General features: G+C 60.6%; 25 protein-coding genes. 18 read left to right on the top strand and 7 right to left on the bottom strand.

The window, feature by feature from the left end:
* Positions 1 to 27 precede the first annotated feature (27 nt).
* The 5 genes from L8I05_RS19120 (at position 28) to purT (ending at position 3,392) form a co-directional block, all read left to right on the top strand.
* A complete protein-coding gene (locus tag L8I05_RS19120) occupies positions 28 to 630 on the top strand; it encodes a CoA pyrophosphatase (RefSeq protein ID WP_177017070.1) in 603 nt (200 codons plus the stop codon).
* Between the two features lie 36 nt (positions 631 to 666).
* The gene (locus L8I05_RS19115; RefSeq protein ID WP_159959622.1) at positions 667 to 1,191 is read left to right on the top strand and encodes a gamma carbonic anhydrase family protein; all 525 of its coding nucleotides are present in this window, start codon (positions 667 to 669) and stop codon (positions 1,189 to 1,191) included.
* A complete protein-coding gene (locus tag L8I05_RS19110; protein WP_242170963.1) occupies positions 1,188 to 1,403 on the top strand; it encodes a DUF1289 domain-containing protein in 216 nt (71 codons plus the stop codon). Before L8I05_RS19115 ends, L8I05_RS19110 begins: the two co-directional genes overlap by 4 nt.
* A 270-nt stretch (positions 1,404 to 1,673) precedes the next feature.
* A complete protein-coding gene (locus L8I05_RS19105; protein ID WP_056858699.1) occupies positions 1,674 to 2,141 on the top strand; it encodes a VUT family protein in 468 nt (155 codons plus the stop codon).
* Between the two features lie 69 nt (positions 2,142 to 2,210).
* Complete coding sequence (gene purT, locus L8I05_RS19100) at positions 2,211 to 3,392, top strand: formate-dependent phosphoribosylglycinamide formyltransferase (RefSeq protein WP_017139720.1); 1,182 nt, start codon at positions 2,211 to 2,213, stop codon at positions 3,390 to 3,392.
* Between the two features lie 121 nt (positions 3,393 to 3,513).
* Here the strand turns inward: purT and L8I05_RS19095 are convergent, their stop codons facing one another.
* The 3 genes from L8I05_RS19095 to ccsA all read right to left on the bottom strand — a co-directional run bounded on the left by L8I05_RS19095 (position 3,514) and on the right by ccsA (position 7,282).
* Entirely contained in the window at positions 3,514 to 4,824 is a 1,311-nt protein-coding gene (locus tag L8I05_RS19095; RefSeq protein WP_159959618.1) for an MFS transporter, read from the bottom strand.
* A gap of 403 nt (positions 4,825 to 5,227) precedes the next feature.
* Positions 5,228 to 6,466 carry a transporter associated domain-containing protein gene (locus L8I05_RS19090; protein WP_159959616.1) on the bottom strand — a complete coding sequence of 413 codons (1,239 nt, stop codon included), beginning with the start codon at positions 6,464 to 6,466 and terminating at the stop codon, positions 5,228 to 5,230.
* 12 nt (positions 6,467 to 6,478) lie between these two features.
* Entirely contained in the window at positions 6,479 to 7,282 is an 804-nt protein-coding gene (ccsA, locus tag L8I05_RS19085; RefSeq protein ID WP_242170961.1) for a cytochrome c biogenesis protein CcsA, read from the bottom strand.
* A gap of 243 nt (positions 7,283 to 7,525) precedes the next feature.
* Between ccsA and ffh the strand changes: the two genes are divergently transcribed.
* From ffh to L8I05_RS19030, 11 genes are all read left to right on the top strand, one after another.
* A complete protein-coding gene (gene ffh / locus L8I05_RS19080) occupies positions 7,526 to 8,902 on the top strand; it encodes a signal recognition particle protein (RefSeq protein WP_003193965.1) in 1,377 nt (458 codons plus the stop codon).
* Between the two features lie 250 nt (positions 8,903 to 9,152).
* Positions 9,153 to 9,404, top strand: coding sequence for a 30S ribosomal protein S16 (rpsP, locus tag L8I05_RS19075; RefSeq protein ID WP_159959612.1), 252 nt, complete (start codon positions 9,153 to 9,155; stop codon positions 9,402 to 9,404).
* A gap of 5 nt (positions 9,405 to 9,409) precedes the next feature.
* Positions 9,410 to 9,946, top strand: coding sequence for a ribosome maturation factor RimM (gene rimM / locus L8I05_RS19070; RefSeq protein WP_003175898.1), 537 nt, complete (start codon positions 9,410 to 9,412; stop codon positions 9,944 to 9,946).
* A complete protein-coding gene (gene trmD, locus L8I05_RS19065; RefSeq protein ID WP_177343966.1) occupies positions 9,928 to 10,701 on the top strand; it encodes a tRNA (guanosine(37)-N1)-methyltransferase TrmD in 774 nt (257 codons plus the stop codon). Before rimM ends, trmD begins: the two co-directional genes overlap by 19 nt.
* 45 nt (positions 10,702 to 10,746) lie before the next feature.
* Complete coding sequence (gene rplS / locus L8I05_RS19060) at positions 10,747 to 11,097, top strand: 50S ribosomal protein L19 (protein ID WP_003175895.1); 351 nt, start codon at positions 10,747 to 10,749, stop codon at positions 11,095 to 11,097.
* An 84-nt stretch (positions 11,098 to 11,181) separates the two neighbouring features.
* A complete protein-coding gene (locus L8I05_RS19055) occupies positions 11,182 to 11,595 on the top strand; it encodes an acyl-CoA thioesterase (RefSeq protein ID WP_003193963.1) in 414 nt (137 codons plus the stop codon).
* Positions 11,596 to 11,748: 153 nt separating this feature from the next.
* Positions 11,749 to 12,645 (top strand): site-specific tyrosine recombinase XerD, encoded by an 897-nt coding sequence (gene xerD, locus L8I05_RS19050; protein WP_242170958.1) that lies wholly within the window; start codon positions 11,749 to 11,751, stop codon positions 12,643 to 12,645.
* Between the two features lie 151 nt (positions 12,646 to 12,796).
* Complete coding sequence (locus L8I05_RS19045) at positions 12,797 to 13,534, top strand: thioredoxin fold domain-containing protein (protein ID WP_197626869.1); 738 nt, start codon at positions 12,797 to 12,799, stop codon at positions 13,532 to 13,534.
* 121 nt (positions 13,535 to 13,655) lie between these two features.
* On the top strand, positions 13,656 to 14,960 hold the full coding sequence (locus tag L8I05_RS19040) for a homoserine dehydrogenase (RefSeq protein WP_159959606.1): 1,305 nt from the start codon (positions 13,656 to 13,658) through the stop codon (positions 14,958 to 14,960).
* A gap of 67 nt (positions 14,961 to 15,027) precedes the next feature.
* Positions 15,028 to 16,437 (top strand): threonine synthase, encoded by a 1,410-nt coding sequence (thrC, locus tag L8I05_RS19035; protein ID WP_177017064.1) that lies wholly within the window; start codon positions 15,028 to 15,030, stop codon positions 16,435 to 16,437.
* 211 nt (positions 16,438 to 16,648) lie between these two features.
* The gene (locus L8I05_RS19030) at positions 16,649 to 16,933 is read left to right on the top strand and encodes a DUF3509 domain-containing protein (RefSeq protein ID WP_242170956.1); all 285 of its coding nucleotides are present in this window, start codon (positions 16,649 to 16,651) and stop codon (positions 16,931 to 16,933) included.
* Between the two features lie 182 nt (positions 16,934 to 17,115).
* Here L8I05_RS19030 and L8I05_RS19025 read toward each other — a convergent pair whose 3' ends face one another.
* Together L8I05_RS19025 and L8I05_RS19020 are read right to left on the bottom strand one after the other, a co-directional pair.
* Positions 17,116 to 18,000, bottom strand: coding sequence for a TIGR02285 family protein (locus L8I05_RS19025; RefSeq protein WP_242170954.1), 885 nt, complete (start codon positions 17,998 to 18,000; stop codon positions 17,116 to 17,118).
* Positions 18,000 to 19,199, bottom strand: coding sequence for a CaiB/BaiF CoA-transferase family protein (locus tag L8I05_RS19020; RefSeq protein WP_242170952.1), 1,200 nt, complete (start codon positions 19,197 to 19,199; stop codon positions 18,000 to 18,002). The genes L8I05_RS19025 and L8I05_RS19020 overlap by 1 nt, the downstream gene beginning before the upstream one ends.
* A gap of 149 nt (positions 19,200 to 19,348) precedes the next feature.
* On the opposite strand from L8I05_RS19020, the gene L8I05_RS19015 reads away from it, so the two are divergent.
* Together L8I05_RS19015 and recJ are read left to right on the top strand one after the other, a co-directional pair.
* Positions 19,349 to 19,891, top strand: a complete 543-nt coding sequence (locus L8I05_RS19015; protein ID WP_242170950.1) for a YaeQ family protein — start codon at positions 19,349 to 19,351, stop codon at positions 19,889 to 19,891.
* Between the two features lie 255 nt (positions 19,892 to 20,146).
* Positions 20,147 to 21,856 (top strand): single-stranded-DNA-specific exonuclease RecJ, encoded by a 1,710-nt coding sequence (gene recJ / locus L8I05_RS19010; protein WP_197626873.1) that lies wholly within the window; start codon positions 20,147 to 20,149, stop codon positions 21,854 to 21,856.
* 146 nt (positions 21,857 to 22,002) lie between these two features.
* On the opposite strand, the gene L8I05_RS19005 is transcribed toward recJ, so the two are convergent.
* Together L8I05_RS19005 and mprF are read right to left on the bottom strand one after the other, a co-directional pair.
* The gene (locus L8I05_RS19005; protein WP_177017060.1) at positions 22,003 to 23,289 is read right to left on the bottom strand and encodes a virulence factor family protein; all 1,287 of its coding nucleotides are present in this window, start codon (positions 23,287 to 23,289) and stop codon (positions 22,003 to 22,005) included.
* Positions 23,289 to 25,931, bottom strand: coding sequence for a bifunctional lysylphosphatidylglycerol flippase/synthetase MprF (mprF, locus tag L8I05_RS19000; protein WP_242170949.1), 2,643 nt, complete (start codon positions 25,929 to 25,931; stop codon positions 23,289 to 23,291). Before mprF ends, L8I05_RS19005 begins: the two co-directional genes overlap by 1 nt.
* Positions 25,932 to 26,078 lie beyond the last annotated feature (147 nt).

The following is a 26,078-nucleotide window of genomic DNA, read 5'->3' as shown; positions in this document are numbered from 1 at the left end:
AAGGTAGCCAACAGACCGAGATGACTCATGCTGGACGAGCTACTTCGCCGGGTAAGCAATCACACCCCTCATACACTGGAAACTGACGGGCGTTTCCCCGAGGCCGCCGTGTTGGTGCCGATCACCCGCAGCGACGAACCTGAGCTGATCCTGACCCTGCGCGCCAGCGGCCTGTCGACCCATGGCGGCGAAGTGGCGTTTCCTGGCGGGCGGCGTGACCCCGAAGACCCGGACCTGATCTTTACTGCGCTGCGTGAAGCCGAAGAAGAAATCGGCCTGCCGCCCGGTCTGGTGGAAGTCATTGGCCCGTTGAGCCCGTTGATTTCCCTGCACGGTATTCGCGTGACGCCCTACGTCGGCGTGATTCCCGATTACGTCGAATACCTCGCCAACGATGCCGAGATCGCTGCGGTCTTCAGCGTGCCTCTGGAGTTTTTCCGCCAGGACCCGCGCGAACATACTCACCGCATCGATTACCAGGGCCGCAGTTGGTATGTGCCCAGCTATCGGTTTGGCGAATACAAGATCTGGGGGCTGACGGCAATCATGATTGTCGAGCTGATCAACCTGCTCTATGACGACGCCAAGATCAGCCTGCACCACCCACCTAAAAGTTTCATCAATACGTAAGCCATCGCTTGAATGGCAGCGCCGTGAGGACACACCATGAAATACCGCCTGGGCGACGCCCGCGTCGAGACTCATCCGCAAAGCTGGGTGGCACCTAACGCCACGCTCGTCGGCAAGGTCAAGCTGGAGGAGGGCGCCAACGTCTGGTTCAACGCGGTGTTGCGCGGTGACAACGAACTGATCCTGATCGGCAAGAACAGCAACGTGCAGGATGGCAGCGTGATGCACACCGACATGGGCTACCCATTGACCCTGGGCACCGGCGTGACCATCGGCCATAACGCCATGCTGCACGGCTGCACGGTCGACGACTACAGCCTGATCGGCATCAACGCGGTGATCCTCAACGGCGCCAAGATCGGCAAGCATTGCATCATCGGCGCCAATTCGCTCATCGGCGAAGGCAAGGAAATTCCCGATGGCTCGCTGGTGATGGGCTCGCCGGGCAAGGTGGTGCGCGAACTCACCGAGGCGCAGAAACGCATGCTCGAAGCCAGCGCCGCGCACTATGTGCATAACTCGCAGCGGTATGCGCGTGACTTGGTTGAGCAGGAAGAATGAACCCGACTGAACGCCCTGTTGCCTCGCCGTGCGTGAGTATTTGCGCGCTGGATGACGATGACATCTGTACAGGTTGCCAGCGTACCGTGGATGAAATTACACGCTGGAGCCGCATGGACAATACCGAACGCCGAGTGGTGTTGGGGTTGTGTCATGAGCGGGCGAAGGCGAGTGGGTTGGTGTGGATGATGCCGGGGAAATCCGGCGCCTGAGCCATCGCTATCGCAGGCAAGCCAGCTCCCACACTTGATTTGTGAATACCTTCAAACGTGGGAGCTGGCTTGTTGTGGCGAGCGGGCTTGTCGAATCGTCGCACCGCCCGCGTTGGGCTGCGTAGCAGCCCTAAAACAGGCGCCTCGGTTTAACTGATAAAACGCGGCGTTCTTATTGGGGCCGCTGCGCAGCCCAACGCGGGACAAGCCCGCTCGCCACAATGGTTGCTGTGCATTACCCTGTGCGGCATTACCCACAGGTCCATCTCCATGCTCTTCCTGATCGCCTACATCAGCAGCGTCGTGCTGATCAACTTCGCCTTTTCCACCGCCCCGCACCTGGATGTCATCTGGTCCGCCTGGGGTGGCCTGGTGTTTATCCTGCGCGACATGGTGCAAACCCGCTTCGGCCACGGTGCAATCATCGCCATGCTGGCGGCGCTGGTGCTGTCGTATATCACCTCCGACCCGTCCATCGCCCTGGCCAGTGCCACGGCGTTTGCAGTGTCCGAGTGCATCGACTGGCTGGTGTTCAGCATCACCAAGCGCCCACTGCACGACCGCCTGTGGATAAGTTCGGCGCTGAGCATTCCCCTCGATACGTTTATCTTCTTCGGCCTGATCGGCGCGCTGACGCCGGCAGTGGCGGGCACGGCATTGGTGTCTAAATTCGCCGGCGTCACGGTAGTGTGGCTGATCATGGCCTGGCGCATGCGCAAACGCGCCGTCGCCAACTGAGGCCAATTCTTGCAGTTCATGTAAAATGCCGGCCTTTCTCCCCATGATCCGCTCCCCTGAGGACCTGAGATGACCCGAATCGGAACTCCATTGTCGCCAACCGCGACCCGCGTTTTGCTGTGTGGCTGCGGTGAGCTGGGCAAGGAAGTGGTAATCGAACTGCAACGCCTGGGCGTTGAAGTGATTGCCGTGGATCGCTACGCCAACGCGCCGGCCATGCAGGTTGCGCACCGTAGCCACGTGATCAACATGCTCGACGGCGCCGCCTTGCGTGCCGTGATCGAGGCGGAAAAACCGCACTTTATCGTGCCGGAAATCGAAGCCATCGCCACTGCCACGCTGGTTGAGCTGGAAGCCGAAGGCTTCACCGTGATCCCGACCGCGCGGGCCACCTCGCTGACCATGAACCGTGAAGGCATTCGCCGCCTGGCTGCCGAAGAGCTGGACCTGCCGACCTCGCCGTACCACTTCGCCGACACCTTCGAAGACTACAGCAAGGCCGTGCAAGACCTGGGCTTCCCGTGCGTGGTCAAGCCGGTGATGAGTTCCTCGGGCAAAGGCCAGAGCCTACTGCGCAGCGCCGATGACGTGCAGAAAGCCTGGGATTACGCCCAGGAAGGCGGGCGTGCCGGTAAAGGCCGCGTGATCATCGAAGGCTTTATCGATTTCGACTACGAAATCACCCTGCTGACCGTGCGCCACATCGGCGGCACCACCTTCTGTGCGCCGGTCGGCCACCGTCAGGAGAAAGGCGACTATCAGGAATCATGGCAGCCGCAAGCCATGAGCCCGATTGCCCTGGCGGAATCCGAGCGGGTTGCCAAAGCCGTGACCGAGGCGCTGGGTGGCCGTGGTCTGTTTGGCGTGGAATTGTTCATCAAGGGCGATCAAGTGTGGTTCAGCGAAGTGTCGCCGCGCCCGCATGACACCGGTTTGGTGACCCTGATTTCTCAGGACCTGTCGCAGTTTGCCTTGCACGCTCGCGCCATTCTGGGGCTGCCAATTCCGCTGATTCGCCAGTTCGGGCCTTCGGCTTCGGCGGTGATCCTGGTGGAAGGGCAGTCGACCCAGACCGCATTCGCTAACCTCGGCGCGGCCTTGAGCGAGCCGGACACGGCGTTGCGCCTGTTTGGCAAGCCAGAAGTGAATGGTCAGCGCCGGATGGGTGTGGCGTTGGCGCGGGATGAATCGATTGAGGCGGCGCGGGCCAAGGCTACTCGTGCTTCCAAAGCTGTTGTCGTAGAACTCTAACTTTACCGTGATCGTTCCCACGCTCCGCGTGGGAATGCCTTATGTGACGCTCTGCGTCACGCTTTGGGACGCAGAGCGCCCCGGGCTGCATTCCCACGCAGAGCGTGGGAACGATCTTCGCTCAAGCGACCTTGTTCAGGTCATTATCCCGCGTCTCTTTCAGGCACAGCACAGCAATCAAGCTGAGCAACGCTGCCGCCGACACATACCCGCCGACATAACTCAGCCCACCCATCGCCACCAGCTTGGTCGCGAAGAACGGTGCGGCCGACGCACCCACAATCCCACCCAGGTTATACGCCGCCGAAGCGCCGGTATAACGCACGCGGGTCGGGAACAGTTCCGGCAGCATCGCGCCCATCGGGGCGAAGGTCACGCCCATCAGGAACAACTCCAGCGCCAGGAACAACGCCACCGCCCAGGTCGAACCATGGGTCAGCAGTGGCTCCATGGTGAAGCCCGACAGAATCGCCAGGATCGCGCCGACGATCAGCACCGGCTTGCGCCCGTAGCGGTCGCTGGCCAAGGCCGCCAATGGCGTGGCCAGGCCCATGAACAACACGGCAAAGCACAGCAAGCCGAGGAACATTTCGCGGCTGTAGCCCAGTGTCGATACGCCATAGCTCAGGGAAAACGCGGTGGTGATATAGAACAGCGCATAACACACCACCATCGACGCGGCGCCCAGCAGCACCGGCAGCCAATGCTGGCTGAACAGCTCCACCAATGGCACTTTCACCGGGGCTTCTTTGGCCACGGCGTTGGCGAACACTGGGGTTTCATGCAATTTGAGTCGTGCATACAGGCCGACCATCACCAGCGCTGCGCTGAGGATGAATGGGATGCGCCAGCCCCAGCTGCGGAACTGCTCGTCGTTGAGGCTCATGGCCAGGATCAGGAACAGGCCGTTGGCGGCCAGAAAGCCGATCGACGGGCCCAGTTGCGGGAACATGCCGAACCACGCGCGCTTGCCCTTGGGCGCGTTCTCGGTGGCCAGCAACGCCGCGCCACCCCATTCGCCGCCAAGCCCCAGGCCCTGGCCGAAACGCAATACGCACAACAGGATGGGTGCCCAGGCGCCAATGCTGTCGTAACCCGGCAGCAAACCGATCAGCGTGGTGCACACGCCCATCAGCAGCAACGAGGCGACCAACGTCGACTTGCGGCCGATACGGTCGCCGAAGTGGCCGAACAGGGCCGAGCCCAGCGGGCGGGCGATAAAGGCGATGCCGAAGGTCAGGAACGACGCCAGCATCTGTGCAGTGCCGGAGGTCTGCGGGAAGAACACCGGGCCAATCACCAGCGCAGCAGCCGTGGCGTAGATATAGAAATCGTAGAATTCGATGGCGGTGCCGACGATGCTCGCGGTCGCGACTCGTGCGGTCGAGTTAAGCGGGGCGGCGGTCGCGGCCTCGTTGTAGGTGGTGCTCATTGAAGTATCCCTGACGGTCGTTGCGCGTTTGGACGCGGATTATTATTGGTCGAACACCCATGGTTCAGGGGTGCGCGCGGGGCGGCTCGGGATGGGAGCAAACACCGGTCAGACAAGGTAAAGCAGTGCCTGGACGCGCTGAGTGCGGGTAGCACGCGGTCGGGCGGGGCTCTGGTAAGCCGCACCGATTATAGGAAGGGGTTTGCGGATCCAACAAGGGGGCGCTGGCACGCAGATAGTCTAAGTGTGTGGGCTGGCTTATGTGGGGACTGGTTTGTGTGGGAGCTGGCTTGCCTGCGATGGCATCACCTCGGTTTAACTGAATGACCGAGGTGCCTGCATCGCAGGCAAGCCAGCTCCCACACAAGCCAATTCCTGCACTGGATTGTGTTGTGCCAGGAGGCTAGGCGGCCACGGGCACGCGGCTGGTGTGCCAGATCAGCACCTTGCTCACGCGGTTGTCCTCGGTCTCGAGGATTTCCAGGCGATAGCGGCCGATCTTCAGGCATACCGCGCAGTCCGGGATGGTCTCCAGCGCTTCGGTCACCAGGCCGTTGAGGGTTTTAGGGCCGTCGCTTGGCAGGTGCCAGCCGAGGCTTTTGTTGAGTTCGCGGATCGAAGCGGCGCCGTCGATGATGTAGCGGCCGTCGGGTTGCGCTTCGATATGTGGGTTGTCTCCCGCCTGATCGCTTTCGAATTCGCCGACGATTTCTTCGAGGATATCTTCCAGGGTGACGATGCCCAGCACTTCGCCGTATTCGTCCACCACCATGCCCAGACGGCGCTGCTGCTTGTGGAAGTTCAGCAGTTGCAGCTGCAATGGTGTGCTTTCCGGCACGAAGTAAGGCTCGTGGCATGCGGCGAGCAGGGCTTCTTTGGTCAGGCTGGCATCGGGCAGCAGGTGCTGGATCTGCCGCGTATTGAGCACCGCTTCGACCTGGTTGATGTCGCTGTGAAACACCGGCAGGCGCGTGCGCTGGGAGGTGCGCAGTTGCTCGATGATTTCCTCGACCGAGTCATCCAGGTTGATGCCGTCCACTTCGCTGCGTGGCACCAGGATGTCGTTGACCGTGATGTTGTCCAGGGCGTGGATGCCGGGCATGCCGGGCGTGCGGTTTTCGTCGGCCTCGGGCTCCGGTTCATCGTCGTGGTCGGGAAGTGGTTCGTCGCTCTTTTTTACCACGCCGGATTTGCGTGCGAACGGGCGCAGCAGTAACACGCTGATGCCATTGAGCAGCCAGGCCAGCGGATAAAGGATTTTCAGCGGCACACCCAGCAGCGTGTTGCCAAAACCCAGCACGGCTTGCGGGTGGCGAATGGCGAGGGCGCGAGGCAGGTAGTCGGCGAGCACCAGCAAAATCGCGCAGGAGATCAGCCAGCCGAGCCAAGGGCCGTTTTGCGCCCAGGCGTAAATCGCCAGCAGGGTGCAGAGAATTACCACCGCGGCGCGGCACAGGCTGTTGCACAGGATCAGGCTGTTGCGCGGGAAATTCAGGCGGGCGGCCGCCTTGTCACCCTGGCGTGTGCCGGGTCGCAGGGCCAGCAGGTGTTGTTGCGCGGCTTCGATGGCGGTAAACAGCGCCGCCCATAACACCAGCAAGGCGATTACCGCGAGCATCGGCCCAAGGGGCAAGTTGTCCATGATCGCTGCCCGTCAGATATGCAGGATGTATTCGCGAACCAGCTTGCTGCCGAAATAGGCCAGCATCAGCAGGCAGAAACCGGCCAGGGTCCAGCGGATCGCCTTGTGCCCACGCCAGCCGAGGCGGTTACGCCCCCACAGCAACACGCTGAACACCACCCAGGCCAGGCACGCCAGCAGGGTTTTGTGCACCAGGTGCTGGGCGAACAGGTTTTCGACGAACAGCCAGCCGGAAATCAGCGACAGCGACAGCAACGTCCAGCCGGCCCACAGGAAGCCGAACAGCAGGCTTTCCATGGTTTGCAGCGGCGGGAAGTTCTTGATCAGCCCGGACGGGTGCTTGTTTTTAAGCTGATGGTCCTGCAGCAGCACGAGCAGGGCCTGGAACACCGCGATGGTGAACATGCCGTAGGCCAGGATCGACAGCAGGATATGCGCGAGTATGCCCGGCTCCTCGTCGATCACCTGCACGGTGCCGGTCGGGGTGAATTGCGCCAGCAGCACCGTGAGCACTCCCAATGGGAATAGCAGCACCAGCAAGTTTTCCACGGGAATGCGGTAGCAGGCCAGCAGCGTCAGGGCGATGACGGCTGCGGCGATCAGGCTGGCGGCGCTGAAAAAGTCCAGGCCCAGGCCAACCGGCGTCATCAAGTGGGTGAACAGGCTCGCGGCGTGAGCCAGCAGGGCGACGACGCCCAAGCCGACCAGCAGACGTTTGTCCGCTTTTGCGCCTTGGGCCAGACGAGTGCCCTGATAGAAAGTCGCAGCGGCGTACAAAATGGCGGCGGCGAGGCTGGGTAGCAAACTGGGTGACAAGGGGACCATAAATCCTGATAGACAAGCCCGAAAGGCGCTGAGTTTGGCACACACCTGCGCTGCACGAAAGACTCCTGGGCCAGACAGCGGGTGTGCACAGGCGCAGTCTTCGCTATAATCCGCGACCTGCCCACGCCGCAGGCTCGCCGAGCGCTGTTTTTAATAGCGATTTACCCCAGCCTGGGCCGCCACTACCTCGGTCTATTAATGCATTTCGATGAATAGGGCCTGAAAGGATCGCGCATGTTTGAAAACTTGACTGACCGTCTCTCGCAGACGCTGCGCCATGTAACCGGCAAGGCCAAGCTGACCGAGGACAATATTAAAGACACCCTGCGTGAAGTGCGCATGGCGTTGCTGGAAGCCGACGTCGCCTTGCCTGTGGTCAAGGACTTCGTCAACTCGGTCAAAGAGCGCGCAGTGGGCACTGAAGTGTCCCGCAGCCTGACGCCGGGCCAGGCCTTTGTGAAAATCGTGCAGGCCGAACTCGAAAGCCTGATGGGCGCGGCCAACGAAGATCTGAACCTCAGCGCCGTGCCGCCAGCCGTTGTGCTGATGGCTGGTCTGCAAGGTGCGGGTAAGACCACCACCGCCGGCAAGCTGGCGCGCTTCCTTAAAGAGCGCAAGAAGAAATCGGTGATGGTGGTGTCGGCCGACGTGTACCGTCCGGCGGCCATCAAGCAGCTGGAAATGCTCGCGGGCGAAGTGGGCGTGACCTTCTTCCCGTCCGACCTGAGCCAGAAGCCGGTCGACATCGCCAACGCGGCTATTAAAGAAGCCAAGCTGAAGTTCATCGACGTGGTCATCGTCGATACCGCCGGTCGCCTGCACATCGATGAAGAGATGATGGGCGAGATCAAGGCGCTGCATGCCGCGATCAACCCGGTCGAGACGCTGTTCGTGGTTGACGCCATGACCGGCCAGGATGCGGCCAACACCGCCAAGGCCTTCGGCGACGCATTGCCGCTGACCGGCGTGATCCTGACCAAGGTTGACGGCGACGCCCGTGGCGGTGCCGCATTGTCGGTGCGTGCGATTACCGGCAAGCCGATCAAGTTCATCGGTATGGGCGAGAAGAGCGAAGCGCTCGAGCCGTTCCACCCTGAGCGGATCGCCTCGCGTATCCTCGGCATGGGCGACGTGCTCAGCCTGATCGAGCAGGCCGAAGCCACGCTCGACAAGGACAAGGCCGATAAGCTGGCCAAGAAGCTGAAGAAGGGCAAGGGCTTCGACCTCGAAGACTTCCGTGACCAGCTGCAACAGATGAAGAACATGGGCGGCCTCGGCGGCCTGATGGACAAGCTGCCGAACATCGGCGGTGTGAACCTGGCGCAAATGGGCAATGCCCAGGGCGCGGCAGAGAAGCAGTTCAAGCAGATGGAAGCCATCATCAACTCCATGACCCCGGCCGAGCGCCGCGACCCTGAGCTGATCAGCGGTTCGCGCAAACGTCGGATCGCCATGGGTTCCGGCACCCAGGTGCAGGACATCGGTCGCTTGATCAAGCAGCACAAGCAGATGCAGAAGATGATGAAGAAATTCTCCGCAAAAGGCGGAATGGCCAAGATGATGCGCGGCATGGGCGGTATGTTGCCCGGCGGCGGCATGCCTAAAATGTAAAGTATTCGAGCGCAAGCACGCTTGCGCTCCGACCCACACGGAAGTGGGATCTCCAGCAAACCCGCCGTTGGCGGGCGCTGACTCGCCGTTTTAACCGACGGCTCTATAGCAGATCTGAGTGGCACGCTGATAGGCGCCAGAAAAAGACATTTGCAAAAGTCCGGATATTCCTTAGAATATGCGGCCTTTCGGGCACCTATGCCCGCTGTGCATTTAGATTTGCAGCACCGACTACAGGAACGATGTTCACATGCTAACAATCCGTCTTGCCCTTGGCGGCTCCAAAAAGCGCCCGTTTTACCACTTGACCGTAACCGACAGCCGCAACCCGCGCGACGGTTCGCACAAGGAACAGGTTGGTTTCTTCAACCCTGTTGCTCGTGGTCAGGAAACTCGTCTGTCCGTGAACCAAGAGCGCGTAGCCTACTGGCTGAGCGTGGGTGCACAGCCATCCGAGCGCGTAGCAAAACTGTTGAAGGACTCGGCTAAGGCCGCAGCCTGAGCAATATGAACGCGACGCCAGCTGTTGCTGATGATTTGATCGTTATCGGCAAGATTTACTCTGTTCATGGCGTTCGCGGCGAAGTGAAGGTGTATTCCTTTACTGATCCGACTGAAAACCTGTTGCAGTACAAAACCTGGACGCTCAAGCGCGAAGGGAGTGTGAAACAGGTTGAGCTGGTCAGTGGACGCGGGAGCGATAAGTTCCTGGTCGCAAAGCTCAAGGGTCTTGATGATCGTGAAGAAGCGCGTCTTCTGGCCGGTTATGAGATCTGCGTGCCGCGCAACCTGTTCCCTGAATTGACCGACGGCGAGTACTACTGGTACCAGCTGGAAGGTCTGAAGGTTATTGATCAACTCGGGCAATTGCTCGGGAAAATCGATCATCTTCTGGAAACCGGCGCCAATGATGTAATGGTGGTCAAGCCTTGCGCTGGCAGCCTGGATGATCGCGAACGCCTGTTGCCGTATACCGAGCAATGTGTGTTGGCCGTCGACCTGGCAGCGGGCGAGATGAAGGTGGAATGGGACGCGGACTTCTAAGCGTGGCTAATTTGCGCATTGAAGTGATCAGTTTGTTTCCCGAGATGTTCTCCGCCATCAGCGAGTACGGCATCACCAGTCGGGCGGTGAAACAGGGGCTGTTGCAGCTTACCTGTTGGAACCCGCGAGACTACACGACGGATCGACATCACACTGTGGACGATCGCCCATTTGGCGGTGGCCCGGGCATGGTGATGAAGATCAAGCCCCTGGAAGACGCGTTGGTTGAGGCCAAGGCCGCCGCCGGGGAGAAGGCGAAGGTAATTTACCTGTCCCCTCAAGGCCGTCAGCTGAAACAGGCTGCGGTACGCGAACTGGCGAATGAGGAAGCACTGATCCTGATTGCCGGTCGCTATGAAGGCATTGACGAGCGGTTTATTGAAGCTCATGTCGATGAAGAGTGGTCGATTGGGGACTATGTTCTGTCTGGCGGCGAGCTGCCGGCGATGGTCCTGATAGATGCGGTTACACGACTGCTGCCTGGAGCTTTAGGGCATGCGGACTCCGCGGAGGAAGATTCCTTCACGGATGGTTTGCTGGATTGCCCGCACTACACCCGACCGGAGGTGTATGCGGATCAGCGTGTTCCCGACGTATTGCTAAGTGGCAATCACGCACACATCCGGCGTTGGCGTTTACAGCAGTCCCTTGGTCGGACCTATGAACGACGCGCCGATCTTCTGGAAAGCCGCTCGCTTTCTGGAGAAGAGAAGAAGCTGCTCGAGGAATACATCCTCGCGCGGGACGATAGTTAACAACGTATCGATGGTAGGTCCGACGACTTACCTTAGGAGCACAGCATGACTAACAAAATCATCCTTGCACTCGAAGCAGAGCAGATGACCAAAGAGATCCCTACCTTTGCCCCAGGCGACACTATTGTCGTTCAGGTGAAAGTGAAGGAAGGCGACCGTTCGCGTCTGCAAGCGTTCGAAGGCGTGGTAATCGCCAAGCGTAACCGTGGTGTGAACAGTGCTTTCACTGTTCGTAAAATCTCCAACGGTGTTGGCGTAGAGCGTACTTTCCAGACCTACAGCCCGCAAATCGACAGCATGGCCGTTAAGCGTCGCGGTGACGTACGTAAAGCCAAGCTGTACTACCTGCGTGACCTGTCCGGTAAAGCAGCTCGCATCAAGGAAAAACTGGCTTAAGTCCAGCTTCCCGATGCAGAAAAAAGCAGCCTACGGGCTGCTTTTTTGTGCCTGAAATTTGTCAATTTGCCGGTAATTCCCCACATGACCACCCGCCTCGAAGAAATCCAGCGTCGTACCGACTTGTCCGTGACCCACGTGACCAAGGCCGTGTTCCCGCCGACCACCAACCACCACAACACCCTGTTCGGCGGCACTGCGTTGGCCTGGATGGACGAAGTGTCGTTCATCACCGCCACGCGGTTTTGCCGGTTGCCGCTGGTGACGGTGTCTACCGACCGCATCGACTTCAACCATGCAATCCCGGCCGGCTCCATCGTCGAGCTGATCGGCCGCGTGATCAAAGTGGGCAATACCAGCCTTAAGGTGGAAGTTGAAGTGTTTGTCGAGAGCATGAGCGCCGATGGTCGTGAAAAGGCGATCCAGGGCGTGTTCAGCTTTGTCGCGATTGATGCCGACAAGCGCCCGGTGCCGGTATTGCCCGGGTTTGTTGACTGATCCGGTACCGAGTCGCGGCTATCGCAGGCAAGCCAGTTCCCACAGATTTGTTCGGTGTTGATCCTGCTATCAGGCAAAACACAAAACCCATGTGGGAGCTGGCTTGCCTGCGATAGGATCTACCAGATATCCAAGAAATCAGCCTGAGCCCCTATGCCCGCCATTGACCACCCTCTGATCGACCGCTTCCTTGACGCCCTCTGGCTGGAAAAAGGCCTGTCAGACAACACCCGCCAGGCCTATCGCAGCGACCTGGCCCTGTTCAATGGCTGGTTGCAGGAGAAAAACCTCGAATTGATCAATGCCGGTCGCGAGTTGATCCTCGATCACCTGGCCTGGCGCCTGGAGCAGAACTACAAGCCACGTTCCACCGCGCGATTCCTCTCGGGTGTGCGTGGCTTTTATCGTTATCTGCTGCGGGAAAAGTTGATCGTCGTCGACCCGACCCTGCAAATCGATATGCCGCAACTCGGCAGGCCATTGCCCAAATCCCTGTCGGAAGCCGACGTCGACGCCTTGCTCGCTGCGCCCGACTTGAGCGAAGCCATTGGCCAGCGCGACCGTGCCATGTTGGAAGTGCTCTACGCCTGCGGCCTGCGCGTGACCGAGCTGATCAGCCTGACCCTGGAGCAGGTCAACCTGCGCCAGGGCGTGCTGCGCGTGATGGGCAAGGGCAGCAAGGAAAGGTTGGTGCCGATGGGTGAGGAGGCGATTGTGTGGGTCGAGCGCTACATGCGTGATGCCCGTGGCGAATTGCTCGGTGGGCGGCCCAGCGATGTGCTGTTCCCCAGCCTGCGCGGCGAGCAGATGACCCGCCAGACCTTCTGGCACCGTATCAAGCACCAGGCCAAAGTGGCCGGGATCGGCAAGGCGCTCTCGCCTCACACCTTGCGTCACGCGTTTGCCACCCATTTGCTCAACCACGGTGCGGATCTGCGCGTCGTGCAAATGCTGCTTGGGCACAGCGACTTATCCACCACCCAGATCTACACGCATGTCGCGCGGGCGCGCTTGCAGGATATGCACGCCAAGCACCATCCGCGCGGATGAAATTACGTGGGAAACGGCCCAATTTACCCACCGCAGTCTGCCCTGTGGCCCAACTGTGGTAGGCTTTGCCGGTTAGCAAAGGGGACGGCCTCAGCCCGTGTTTTCAGACCGGTGTTCCTTCCCGTCCCTGCATCTGCCTTCAGGAGTTCCCATGCGCTTGACCCAGATTATTGCCGCCGCAGCGATTGCGTTGGTTTCCACCTTTGTTGTCGCCGACGACGCCGCCGAGCAAACGATTCGCAAGAGCCTGGCCAACCTGCAGCTCGACACACCCATCGAAAGCATCAGTGCCAGCCCGATGGCCGGCCTGTATGAAGTCAAGCTCAAGGGCAGCCGCGTGCTGTACGCCAGTGCCGATGGCCAGTACATCGTCCAGGGCTACCTGTTCCAATTGAAAGATGGCAAGCCGGTCAACCTCACCGAGAAAGCCGAGCGCCTGGGCGTGTCGAAGCTGATCAACGGTATTCCGGTGGCTGAAACCGTGGTTTACCCGGCCATCGGCGAGACCAAGACCCACATCACCGTGTTCACCGACACCACCTGCCCGTACTGCCACAAGCTGCACGCCGAAGTGCCTGCGCTGAACAAGCTGGGCGTGGAAGTGCGCTACGTAGCGTTCCCGCGCCAGGGCCTGGGTTCACCGGGTGACGAGCAATTGCAGGCAGTCTGGTGCTCGGCCGACAAGAAAGCCGCCATGGACAAAATGGTCGATGGCAAGGAAATCAAATCCGCCAAATGCGCCAACCCGGTTTCCAAGCAGTTCGCCTTGGGCCAGTCGATTGGTGTGAACGGTACGCCGGCCATCGTTTTGGCTGACGGCCAAGTGATTCCGGGCTACCAGCCGGCGCCACAAGTTGCCAAACTGGCACTGGGTGCGAGTAAGCAGTAATCGTCGAGCCTTGACGATCATGGCCCGCCGAACAGTCGGCGGGTCATTAATTGAGAGCCGCAGTTGTGCGGCTGTTTTCCACGGCCGACCTTGAGTCGGCCGTTTCATGGGGAGTTCTTCAGTGAAACCGGTCAAAGTAGGCATCTGTGGGTTAGGGACCGTCGGTGGCGGCACCTTCAACGTACTTCAGCGTAACGCTGAAGAAATTTCCCGCCGTGCAGGGCGCGGGATTGAAGTGGCGCAGATTGCCACGCGTTCGCCAAAGCCTCAGTTCCAAACGACCGGTATTGCGATTACCAACGATGTCTTCGCCGTGGCCACCAACCCTGAAATCGATATCGTCATCGAGCTGGTTGGCGGCTACACAGTGGCCCGTGACCTGGTGTTGCTGGCCATCGAGAACGGCAAGCACGTGGTCACCGCCAACAAGGCGCTGATCGCCGTACATGGCAACGAGATCTTCGCCAAGGCCCGCGAGAAGGGCGTGATCGTTGCGTTCGAAGCCGCCGTGGCCGGCGGCATCCCGGTGATCAAGGCGATCCGTGAAGGCCTGTCCGCCAACCGCATCAACTGGGTGGCCGGCATCATCAACGGCACCGGTAACTTCATCCTTACCGAAATGCGCGAGAAGGGCCGTACCTTCGAAGACGTGCTGGCCGAAGCCCAGGCCCTGGGCTACGCCGAAGCCGACCCGACCTTCGACGTGGAAGGCATCGACGCTGCGCACAAATTGACTATCCTGGCGTCCATCGCCTTTGGCATCCCGCTGCAGTTCGACAAGGCCTACACCGAAGGCATCACCAAGCTGACCACTGCCGACGTGAACTACGCCGAAGCGCTGGGCTACCGCATCAAGCACTTGGGCGTGGCGCGCAGCACACCGGCCGGTATCGAGCTGCGTGTGCACCCGACGCTGATCCCGGCCGACCGCCTGATCGCCAACGTCAATGGCGTGATGAACGCGGTGATGGTCAACGGCGATGCTGCCGGTTCTACATTGTTCTACGGCGCGGGCGCCGGCATGGAGCCAACTGCTTCGTCGGTGATCGCTGACCTGGTGGACGTGGTTCGCGCCATGACCAGCGACCCGGAAAACCGTGTACCGCACCTGGCCTTCCAGCCCGATTCGCTGTCGGCTCACCCGATCTTGCCGATTGAAGCGTGCGAAAGCGCTTACTACCTGCGCATCCAGGCCCAGGATCATCCGGGCGTGTTGGCCCAGGTGGCGAGCATCCTGTCGGAGCGCGGTATCAACATCGAGTCGATCATGCAGAAGGAAGTCGAGGAGCAAAACGGCCAGGTGCCGATGATCCTGCTGACCCACCGCGTGCTCGAGCAGCACATGAACGATGCCATCGCCGCCCTCGAAGCCCTGCAAGGTGTGGTCGGCCCGGTGGTGCGGATTCGCGTCGAGCACTTGAACTAACCGATTTGTTCCAGGGGCCCCGCGCATTCGGCGGCCCCTGTTCGAGAATGTTTTAGAGGAGCCAGTCATGCGTTACATCAGCACCCGCGGCCAGGCACCGGCCCTGAATTTCGAAGACGTTTTGCTGGCAGGCCTTGCCACTGACGGCGGCCTGTACGTGCCGGAAAACCTGCCACGCTTCACCCAGGAAGAAATTGCTTCCTGGGCCGGCCTGCCGTACCACGAACTGGCGTTCCGCGTGATGCGCCCGTTCGTCACCGGCAGCATTCCGGATGCAGACTTCAAGAAGATCCTGGAAGAAACCTACGGCGTGTTTTCCCATAGCGCCATCGCGCCATTGCGTCAGCTCAATGGCAACGAGTGGGTGCTTGAGCTGTTCCACGGGCCGACCCTGGCGTTCAAGGACTTCGCCCTGCAACTGCTCGGTCGTCTGCTGGATTACGTGCTGGAAAAACGCGGCGAACGCGTGGTGATCATCGGTGCGACCTCGGGTGATACCGGCTCGGCGGCCATCGAAGGTTGCAAGCACTGCGAAAACGTCGACATCTTTATCCTGCACCCGCACAAGCGCGTGTCGGAAGTACAGCGTCGCCAGATGACCACCATTTTTGGTGAGAACATCCACAACATCGCCATCGAAGGCAACTTCGATGACTGCCAGGAAATGGTCAAGAACAGCTTCGCTGACCAGAGCTTCCTGAAAGGCACACGCCTGGTGGCGGTGAACTCGATCAACTGGGCGCGGATCATGGCCCAGATCGTCTACTACTTCCATGCAGCGCTGCAGCTGGGCGGCCCGGCGCGTTCGGTATCGTTCTCGGTGCCGACCGGCAACTTCGGCGACATCTTCGCCGGTTACCTGGCGCGCAACATGGGCCTGCCGATCAACCAGTTGATCGTCGCCACCAACCGCAACGACATCCTGCACCGCTTCATGAGCGGCAACCAGTACGTCAAGGAAACCCTGCACGCGACGCTGTCGCCGTCGATGGACATCATGGTCTCGTCGAACTTCGAACGCCTGCTGTTCGACATGCACGGTCGCAACGGCGCTGCCCTGGCCGAGCTGATGAACAGCTTCAAGAGCGGTGGCGGTTTCAGCGTCGAACAGGAGCGCTGGACCGAAACCCGCAAGCTGTTCGACTCCCTGGCCGTGGACGATGCACAGACCTGCGAAACCATCGCCGAAGTCTACGCCCAGACCGGCGAGCTGCTCGACCCGCACACCGCTATCGGCGTGAAGGCTGCACGCGAATGCCGTCGTAGCCTGGACATTCCTATGGTGATCCTCGGCACCGCTCACCCGGTCAAGTTCCCGGAAGCGGTGGAGAAGGCAGGTGTGGGCAAGGCGCTGGAATTGCCGGAGCACCTGGCTGACCTGTTCGAACGTGAAGAGCGTTGCACGGTGCTGGCCAATGACCTGAAGACAGTGCAGGCGTTTGTCAGCCAGCACGGGAATCGGGGCAAGCCGTTGTAAGGCGAACCGCGTAGACAAAAACGCCGCTTTCCCTTCCTTGGGTCAGCGGCGTTTTTTGTCTGTCATGTTGCAAGCGCATGCTGGTTCACGTCACTCCCTGACGACCGCGTAAAGACGATAAAGCGAACTTTCCTACGACATAACCAGTCACTTAGGATAGAGGCAGCTGCCGTTGAAACGATTGTTCCCGAACTATTGAGTGGTGATCGAGATGGAAAATATCAGCCTATTGCTCGAAGAAGCACTGAGCCCTTATCAGGTTACGTTGACCACCTCGGGTATGCAGGACGAGTGCCTGGTGACCGTGAAGAATCCGGCCGGTGCCATCGTAGTCGAGCGTGAAGTCGACCGCGCACAATTGACCGACAAGCGCGTTTTGGTGGATGTGGTGGATTGCCTGTTGCGCGACCTGAAAATCGCCGAAGGTCGCCTGGAGCCCTCGGTCATCGCGGCCCTGCGTAACGCTGCACAGACGCGTGGCGCTGCCGTCGCATGAAGAAAAATTTAATCGGCGAAACTTCCTACAGCATGGCCGGTCAGATTTTGTAACAGCAAGAGCAAACATTGTGCTCCGGTGTTTGTGGCTTGTTGTACTGGTCTTTGTAGGCCACGTTTAACCCCGAAGTGTCTCCCCACTCTTCGGGGTTTCTTTTTGCCTGCGATTTACCCTGTGGCTGCTCAGGGCTCGGGGGAATCCTGGAAAAACCTCGGGTTGTCGCGCAAATACTGTTCACGCATGCCCGGGTCCAACCATGAGGCGTAGGATTGCTGCAGTTGCGCCTGTGGGATCTCGCGTAGTACCTGGTCAATGCGCGTCATGGCCTTGCGGCCTTGCGGCGTGTCCGAGCAACCGATATGCGTGCGCTGGTAAGGCGCTGAGCCTTTGATGGTGTAGAACATCAGGTCTTGGGCGGCGATTCCCTGTTGCTTGGCGTGATAGCGAATTTCTGGCCAATAGCCCAACACCGCTTCCAATCGCCCCAAGCGCTGCATTTGCAACAGGCTCCCAAGGGCGTCATTGCCGTAATGGAGTGCCAAGGTGTGTGAGTCAACGCCTTTGAGCTGTTCATCGATCACAGGGCCATAGCTGCGCTCGGCGGTTGCGCCGATCCGTGCCTTATGGGAGTCGAGAAAGGCTTGCAGGTCGAATTGGCCCTCGACGATAAACGGCGCCAGTGCTTGCTGCTGGCTGCGTCGGATGGTCACCCCATTGGCCACCGCCACGAATGCCTGTTTGGAAAACACCACATACTTGGCGCGTTCCGCGGTCCACAACAGCGACGGGTCGCAGGTGAGGGAGGGCGCGCGCAACATTTGAATGCCGCGCGCACGGTTGACGTGCATGACTGTGTGGCGGTATTCCGGCAGGCGCTCGCTGAGTATCGGCAGCAGTTGGTCCAGCGCCCCTTGGCCTTTCTGCGGGCCCTCGAAAATGGTAATGGGCGGCAAGTCGCGCAGCAGCCAAATCAAGGTTTCTTCGGCGTGCGCAAAGAATGGCCATACGCCGAACATCGCGCCGGCGAGGTACACACGGATGAACCGGCGCTTGCGCGGACGAGCCATCAGATCGCGCCATCCTCACGCAAGCGGGTAATGGCTGGCGCGTCATAGCCCAACGCGTTGAGCACCACGCTGTTGTGCTCGCCCAACTGCGGGCCGACCCATTCACAACTGCCGGGGGTGTCCGAGAGCTTGGGCACAATCCCCGGCATCTTGAAGTCCTTGCCGCCCGGTAACTGCGCCTTGAGAAACATTTCCCGCGCCAGAAACTGGGGGTCGCCAAGCATGTCTTCAGCGCTGTAGATGCGACTGGCGGGCACGTCTGCCGTGTTGAGCAGCTCGACGACCTGGTCCAGCGGCAGCGAATTGACCCAGCGGTCGATCACGCCGTACAGCTCATCACGGCGGCTGTCGCGCCCATCATTGCTGGCCAATTGTGGGTCATTGGCCAAGTCCTCACGGCCGATCGCGCTCATGAAACGCTTGAAGATCGCATCACCGTTGGCACCGATCTGTACATGCTTGCCATCGGCGCTGGTATGGATCGACGACGGCGTGATGCCGGGCATGATGTTGCCGGTGCGCTCGCGGATAAAGCCGAACACATCGAACTCCGGGATCATGCTTTCCATCATGGCGAAAATGGCTTCATACAGCGCCACATCCACCACCTGGCCCAGGCCGCCGTTGACTTCGCGATGACGCAGCGCCATCAGCGCGCCGATCACCGCCCACAAGGCGGCAATCGAATCGCCGATGGAAATCCCGGTGCGCACCGGCGGTCGGTCTTCGAAACCGGTGATATAGCGCAAGCCGCCCATTGATTCGCCCACTGCACCAAACCCCGGCTGGTCCTTCATCGGCCCGGTCTGGCCAAAACCTGAAAGACGCACCATCACCAGCTTGGGATTCAGGGCATGCAGGGTTTCCCAACTCAGGCCGAGTTTTTCCAGTACGCCGGGGCGAAAGTTCTCGATCAGGATGTCGGCATCCGCCAGCAACTGTTTGAGGATCGCCAGGCCATCCGGATGCTTGAGATTGAGTGTCAGCGACTTTTTGTTACGTGCCTGCACAAACCACCACAGTGACGTGCCTTCATACAGCTTGCGCCATTTGCGCAGTGGGTCGCCGCCGTCCGGGGATTCGACCTTGATCACTTCGGCCCCGAACTCGGCACAAATGCGTGACGCAAACGGGCCGGCGATCAAGGTGCCCAGTTCGATGACTTTCAGGCCGGCAAGCGGTTTGGCATTAAACGACATGAGGATCCTTAGCAAGCGCAGGGCGGTGGTGTGATGCCTTTTAACATAGGCGAGCGGCCCAGGGATAAGGATGATGCAGCGCAGTATTCGTTGATTGGCCCCACCATCGGTTAGACTGGCCGCCTTTCCCTGTCTCTAGAAGCCCGTTCATGGCCCAGCCGTCCACGACCTACAAATTCGAACTCAACCTTACCGACCTCGATCGTTCGGTGTACGAGAGCGTCAAACAGACCATCGCCCGCCACCCTTCGGAAACCGAAGAGCGCATGACTGTGCGCCTGCTGGCCTACGCCCTTTTCTACAACGAGCAGCTGGCTTTTGGTCGTGGCCTGTCAGATGTAGACGAACCAGCCTTGTGGGAAAAAAGCCTGGATGACCGCGTCCTGCACTGGATCGAAGTGGGCCAGCCGGATGCGGAGCGCCTGACCTGGTGTTCCCGTCGCACCGAACGCACCACGTTGCTGGCCTATGGCAGCCTGCGCGTCTGGGAAGGCAAAGTAGTGCCGGTGGCGAAAAACCTGAAAAATGTGCACATCGCCGCCGTGCCCCAGGAAATCCTGGAAACCCTGGCCAAGGACATGCCACGGGTGATCAAGTGGGACGTGATGATCAGCGAAGGCACGGTTTTTGTGACTGACGACCGTGGCCAGCACGAAGTCCAGCTGGAATGGCTGGCCGGCGAGCGCGGTTGACCCTGTAGGCGCCGCCTTGTGTGGGAGCTGGCTTGATGTGGGAGCCGGGCTTGTGTGGGAGCGGGCTTGCTCGCGAAAGCATCACCTCGGTATGGCTGAAAGACCGAGGTGTCTGCATTGCTGGCAAGCCAGCTCCCACACAAGCCAGCTACTACACAAGCTGGCTCCTACACAAGCCGGCTTCTACAGTTGATCCATGTTGTTTTCAGCATTGTTGTTTAACCGTTGTACTAGAAGAGAAGTTTCCGTCACCCCATGCGTATCGATCCTCGCCCGTTGCCTGCTGTCCTGCCGTTTCTCGGTGAATTGCCACCGCTGTTGACCCGTCTCTACGCTGCACGCGGGGTGCAGTCGGAGGCCGAGCTGGACAAGAGCCTTGCGCGGTTGATTCCTTACCAGCAGCTCAAGGGGATTGATGCAGCGGTGGACCTGCTGGTGGTGGCCTTGGAGCAGCGCCAGCGCATCCTGATCGTCGGTGACTTCGACGCCGATGGCGCCACAGCCAGCACCGTGGGCACCCTGGGCCTGCGGTTGCTCGGCGCGGCCCATGTCGACTACCTGGTGCCTAACCGCTTTGAGTACGGCTACGGCCTGACCCCGGAAATCGTCGCGGTGGCGCTGCAGCGCGAGCCACAGCTGCTGATCACCGTGGACAACGGCATCTCCAGCGTCGAAGGCGTAGCGGCGGCAAAAGCGGCAGGGTTGAAGGTGTTGGTCACCGATCACCACTTGCCGGGTGATGAGTTGCCGGCGGCAGATGCCATCGTCAACCCGAACCAGCCTGGCTGTGAGTTCCCCAGCAAGGCGCTGGCCGGTGTAGGCGTGATCTTTTACGTGCTGATGGCCTTGCGCGCGCGGTTGCGCAGCCTGGGTTGGTATGACAACAAGCCTCAGCCGAACATTGGTGAATTGCTTGACCTGGTGGCCTTGGGCAGCGTCGCCGACGTGGTGCCCCTGGACGCCAACAACCGCATCCTCGTCCATCAAGGCCTGGAACGTATTCGCGCCGGCCGAGCGCGGCCGGGGATCAAGGCGATCCTTGAAGTCGCCAAGCGCGATCACGCGCGCATCACCTCCACCGACCTCGGCTTTATCCTCGGGCCACGCCTGAACGCCGCCGGGCGCCTGGACGATATGAGCCTGGGCATCGAATGCCTGCTCACGACCGACGTCGCTGCCGCGCGGGAAATGGCGGCGCAACTGGACGGCATGAACCAGGACCGCAAATCCATCGAACAGGGCATGCAGCGCGAGGCGCTCGCCCAGCTCAAGGACTTGCCGGTGGAGTCGATGCCTTACGGGTTGTGCCTGTTCGACCCGGAATGGCACCAAGGTGTGATCGGCATTCTGGCGTCGCGGATGAAAGAGCGCTATTTCCGCCCGACCATCGCCTTTGCCGACGCCGGTGATGGCCTGCTCAAGGGCTCAGGGCGCTCTGTGCAGGGTTTTCACATCCGTGACGCCCTGGCGGTCGTGGCGAGCCAGCATCCCAACCTGATCGCCAAATACGGCGGCCACGCGATGGCGGCTGGCTTGACCTTGCGCGAAGAAAACTTCCCACTGTTTGCCGAAGCCTTCGACGCTGAAGTGCGTCGGCAACTGCGTGAAGAAGACCTGACTGGCCGATTGCTGTCTGACGGTACGTTGGCGGTGGAAGAGTTTCACCTGGAACTGGCGCGCGCCTTGCGGCATGCCGGGCCGTGGGGGCAGCACTTTCCCGAGCCGTTGTTTCACGGCGTGTTTCAGTTGGTCGAGCAGCGCGTCGTGGGAGAGCGGCACCTGAAGGTAGTGCTCAAGAGCGAATGCGGGTCTGTGAAGCTCGATGGCATTGCGTTTGGTGTAGACCGTGAAGTCTGGCCGAACCCGACGGTGCGTTGGGTGGAGTTGGCCTACAAGCTGGACGTGAACGAGTTTCGTGGGAATGAAACTGTGCAGTTGATGATTGCGCATATCGAGCCGCGCTAAAACTCAGCCCCACCACAAAACAAATGTGGGAGCTGGCTTGCCTGCGATACAGGCACCTCGGTTTTTCAGTTGCACCGAGGTGATGCTATCGCAGGCAAGCCAGCTCCCACAGAAGTGCCCACCTTTAGTTTTGTGGGCGGCCGGAGTTACTCGGCCTTATCCTTGGCCTGATGCTTCACGATGATGTCCACCAAGCGCTGTGCCAGCGCCGGGTAGTTCTCATCAAAGTGATGCCCGCCCGGCAGTTTCACCGCCTCGCCAACCGCCGTCTTGTCGGTGCAGCCACTCTCGTCGACTTCTTCGGCGCCATAGATGCACACCACTTTGTCAGCCGGCAGCTTGGCCATTTCCGGGCCGGTCGCGGCTTCTTTGCCGGCGTTGCCCAGCCAGCCTTCCACTTCGATCTCAAAGCTGCCGGTACGCGCGAAGGCCAGCAGGATGATTGCGTCCACACGCTGTTGTTCGTTTTCCGGCATGCGGTTGTAGATCGCGGGCAGTACGTCTGCACCGAACGAGTAGCCGGTCAGCACGAAGCGCTTGGTGCCCCATTTCTGCCGGTAGTGCTGCATCAACTCGGTGAGGTCTTTGGCGCTCTGTTCCGGGGTCTTGTGCTGCCAGTAGTAGCGCAGGGTGTCGATGCCCACCACCGGGTAGCCGATCTTGGCCATTTCACCGGCCACGTCGCGGTCCAGGTCGCGCCAGCCGCCGTCACCGGAGAGGAACAGGGTGACGGTGTCCTTGGCTTGGCCGGCCGGTACTTCAACCACAGGAATCGCCAGGCCGCCGTTGTCAGAACCCACCAGCTGCTTGCGCAGTTCGTTGTTCAGCACTTGCGGGTAATGAATGTCGTAGTCGCTGATGCTGGTGGTGGCGCGCGGGGTGTCGCGCACGAAACTGGCGGCATCATCGTCAGGGTTATCGTTCCAAGCCACCAGCCAATTGCCGTGGGCGGCGGTTTTCGGCAGTGGGTCCTTGCAGCCTTCCTGGGTCATGGCGAAGCCGACCGAGATGGCGTTGGCCTTGTCGTCGGTCTGTGCGGCCAACCAGCGCCACGCCAGGCTTGCGCCAGGGCCGATGCCGCTGACCAGCGTCGCCGGGCCTTTAAGCTGGCCCAGGGCGCTTTGCAGCGCTTGTTCCTGCAACTTGCAGTCGTCTTTGGGCAGGATCACTTGAACGATTTGCGCAGAGCCGCCCTGGCTCAGGGCAATCAGTTGGCTGTCGGTCAAGGTTGCATCGGCCAATACGGCTACAGCCACGCGGGCTTTTGCCGAACCGGCAGGGGTGACACGGGTCATCACCGAACCGTCGGCCTGGGGCAGTTGTTCCAGGGTCGGTTGCGGGGCAGGGCGGTTCCAGTACCAAAAGCCACCCGCCGCGATCAGCGCGAGCAGCACTACAAAGGCCAATACATACCGCCAGGAGCGTCGAATCATCAGCGTTTCACCAATCCAGTCAAGCCGCCCGCAATCAGGGCGGCGGTATCGGCCAGTGCCACCAGCGGATCAAGTCCTGCGGGCACGGCCATATAACGGGGTTCCCAGTCAGGCTGGAACTTATCTTTGAAGCGGCGCAAACCTTGGAAGTTATACAGCTGCTCGCCACGGCGGAACACCATCGAGCCCAAGCGTTGGGTCAACGGCGCGCCACGGCGTGGTTGCAGGCCCGACAACGGCACCATGCCGAGGCTGAAGCGGGCGTAGTCGTGGTTCTTATAATGTTGAATCAGGCCAACCATCATGAATTCCATGGTCAGCTTCGGCGCGTCCGGGTGCGCACGCATCAGGTCGAGACTGGCCAGGTCGTGGTTGTAAGTCTCGAGCAGGTTGGCGAAGGCCACCGGGCGCCCTTCGAAGCGAATGATCGCGATGCGAAAGTGCTTGAGGTAGTCGTCGCTGAAACGGCCCAGGGAAAAGCCCTTTTCCCGTACGTTCTTGCCGGTCAACCAGGCATCGGAGATGACCTTGAGTTCATCCATCGGCGCCTGGCCCGGGTCGAAGATCTCCAGGGACAAGCCGTCCCGGGTGCCACGGTTCCAGGTGTAGCGCAAATCCTTCATCTCTTTGCCCTTGGCTTCCAGGTCAAAGCGTTTCAGGTCGACGCGGGCTTCTTCGCCCAGCTTGATCGCGGTGAGGCCGATGTCCATGTAGTACGGCAGGTTCTCGGCGCGGACCTGATAGAAAACCGGGCGTGCGTGGTGGATGTCACACAGGTCACGGAACTGCCAGATCATTTCGGCGCGCGGTTGAGTCGGGCCGATCGGGTCATACAAGGCCACCAGGCTGCGCCCGCGACGCGCGTACATCAGGAAGGCTTCATCGTTAGGGTGGAACAGCAAGGCTTTGTCGCCGGTCAGCGCCAGGCCGCCGTCGGGCTGGGACGAGGCCATCAGTATCTTGGTGGCGCGTTCCAGTTCGTCCGGCGTCGGCAGGTGGATCACCGGGCGCGCGGTGCGCAGCAGCCAGGTCAGCGACACGATCACCAACAGCACTGCCGCGCCCAGCAGCGAGCGCAGGCCGCGTGGGGCATTGGCGTCCAGGGTGAACTGCCACCACAGTTGGTGGCTGTACGGCACGTCTTGATAAGCAAACAGCAGCAGCCAGATGGAGGCGCCCAGCACGCAGACGCTGGCCACCAGGTACAGCGGCGAGAACGGCAATTCGGTCAGGCGGCTGGCGCGGTAGAACGAACGCCGGAAGATCGCCAGCAGCACCGCCGTCATGATCATCAGGCTGGCTTCTTCCCAGTCGAAGCCTTTGAGCAGCGAGAGCAGGGCACCGGTCAGCAGCAACACCATGGTCAGCATCCAGGCGGCTGACAACCGCCGACGCAAACCCTGGGCGAGCAACAGGCACAACACGCCGATCAAGCTGGCGCCAAAGTGCGAGGCGTCAATCAGGCGGTGGGGAATCAGGAAGCCGATGTTTTCCAGGCGTGAGTCGATTTCCGGCGTTGCGCCGGAAAACAGCAGGACCACGCCGGACAAAAAAACCAGCACGGCCAGCACCGGTGCGGCCAGGCCTGAGGCAACCCGCAGGCTTTGCTGGGTCTGGAACAGGCGCTGGGCTTCGTTGACCAGCAGGAATATGCAGGCGATCAGCAGCGGCAGCACCACATAGATCATGCGGTACAGCAGCAGGGCGGCGGCCAACGGCGCGGCGCCGAGCTTGTCGGCGAAGGCGGCGAGCAGAATCGCCTCGAATACACCCACCCCACCCGGCACATGGCTGAGCACACCAGCGGCCAGGGCCAGCAGGTACACCAGCAGGAACGGGCCGAACGGCGGTGCTTCCGGCAGCAACATATAAAGCACGGTGGCGGCAGCGGCGACGTCCAGCGCGGTGATGATCAGTTGCAGGAACGTCAGGCGCCGGCCCGGCAGGCGCAGGGTACGGCGCCCGGCCTTGACCAGCAGGTTGTCGGGGTAGGGCTGCTCCGGCAGGCGACGACGATAGATGCCGATGCATAGCGCGGCGGACAGCACGAGTACTGCAGCGGCGATGCCGCCGAGCAATCCTTGGGACAAATGCAGGTAAGTAGAGGCGGCTGGCAAATTACTCAGGGTGGCCAACGCGGCCAGTGGCGGCAGGGCGGTGCCCAGGGCCAGGCTGGCGAACACGGTCATGTGGGCGACTTCGGCAGCGCCGATGCCATGGCGTGCATAGAGACGGTAACGCACCGACCCGCCCGAGAGCATCGACAGACCAATTGCGTTGCCGATGGCGAAGGCTGTGAAGCCGCCCATCGCCAGGGTCTTGGCCGGCAGTTTCACTCCGGCATAGCGTGCGCCGGAGAATTCATAACCGAGCAGAATGATGAAACCGGCGACCGCCGCCGCAAACGCGCCGAGCAGGGCAGGCTTGGGCACTTCCAGGATCGAGTCGTGGAGGGCGTACAGGTCCAGCTCCAGCAACAGGTGTCGGCAGGCGATCAGGGCGATTGCGAACAGCAACAGAGTAACGGCCAACCCAATGGGCTGACGGTATTTACTCAACAGATCCAGCCAACGCAAACGGGTGGGTGGAATCGGTTGTGTCGCTGTGACGGTGTCTTGTGGTTCAGACGAGTTGGCGCGCATCAATCACCTCGTGGATTGTGCGCGACAGGATGGAGGTATCCAGCCAAGTTACCAATCCCTATGGACAAAATAATTACAAATATTAACGCGTATCGCCGGGTGCGGCGACTGCGGCCATTGGTCGTAGAGGATAGCGCTTGAGCATTG

The organism is Pseudomonas sp. MONT-RG-20F-20-E-7-02 (assembly GCF_022662395.1).
Lineage (GTDB): Bacteria > Pseudomonadota > Gammaproteobacteria > Pseudomonadales > Pseudomonadaceae > Aquipseudomonas.
The sequence above is the reverse complement of the archived record's forward strand: the minus strand, read 5'-3'. Positions and strand labels throughout refer to the sequence as shown.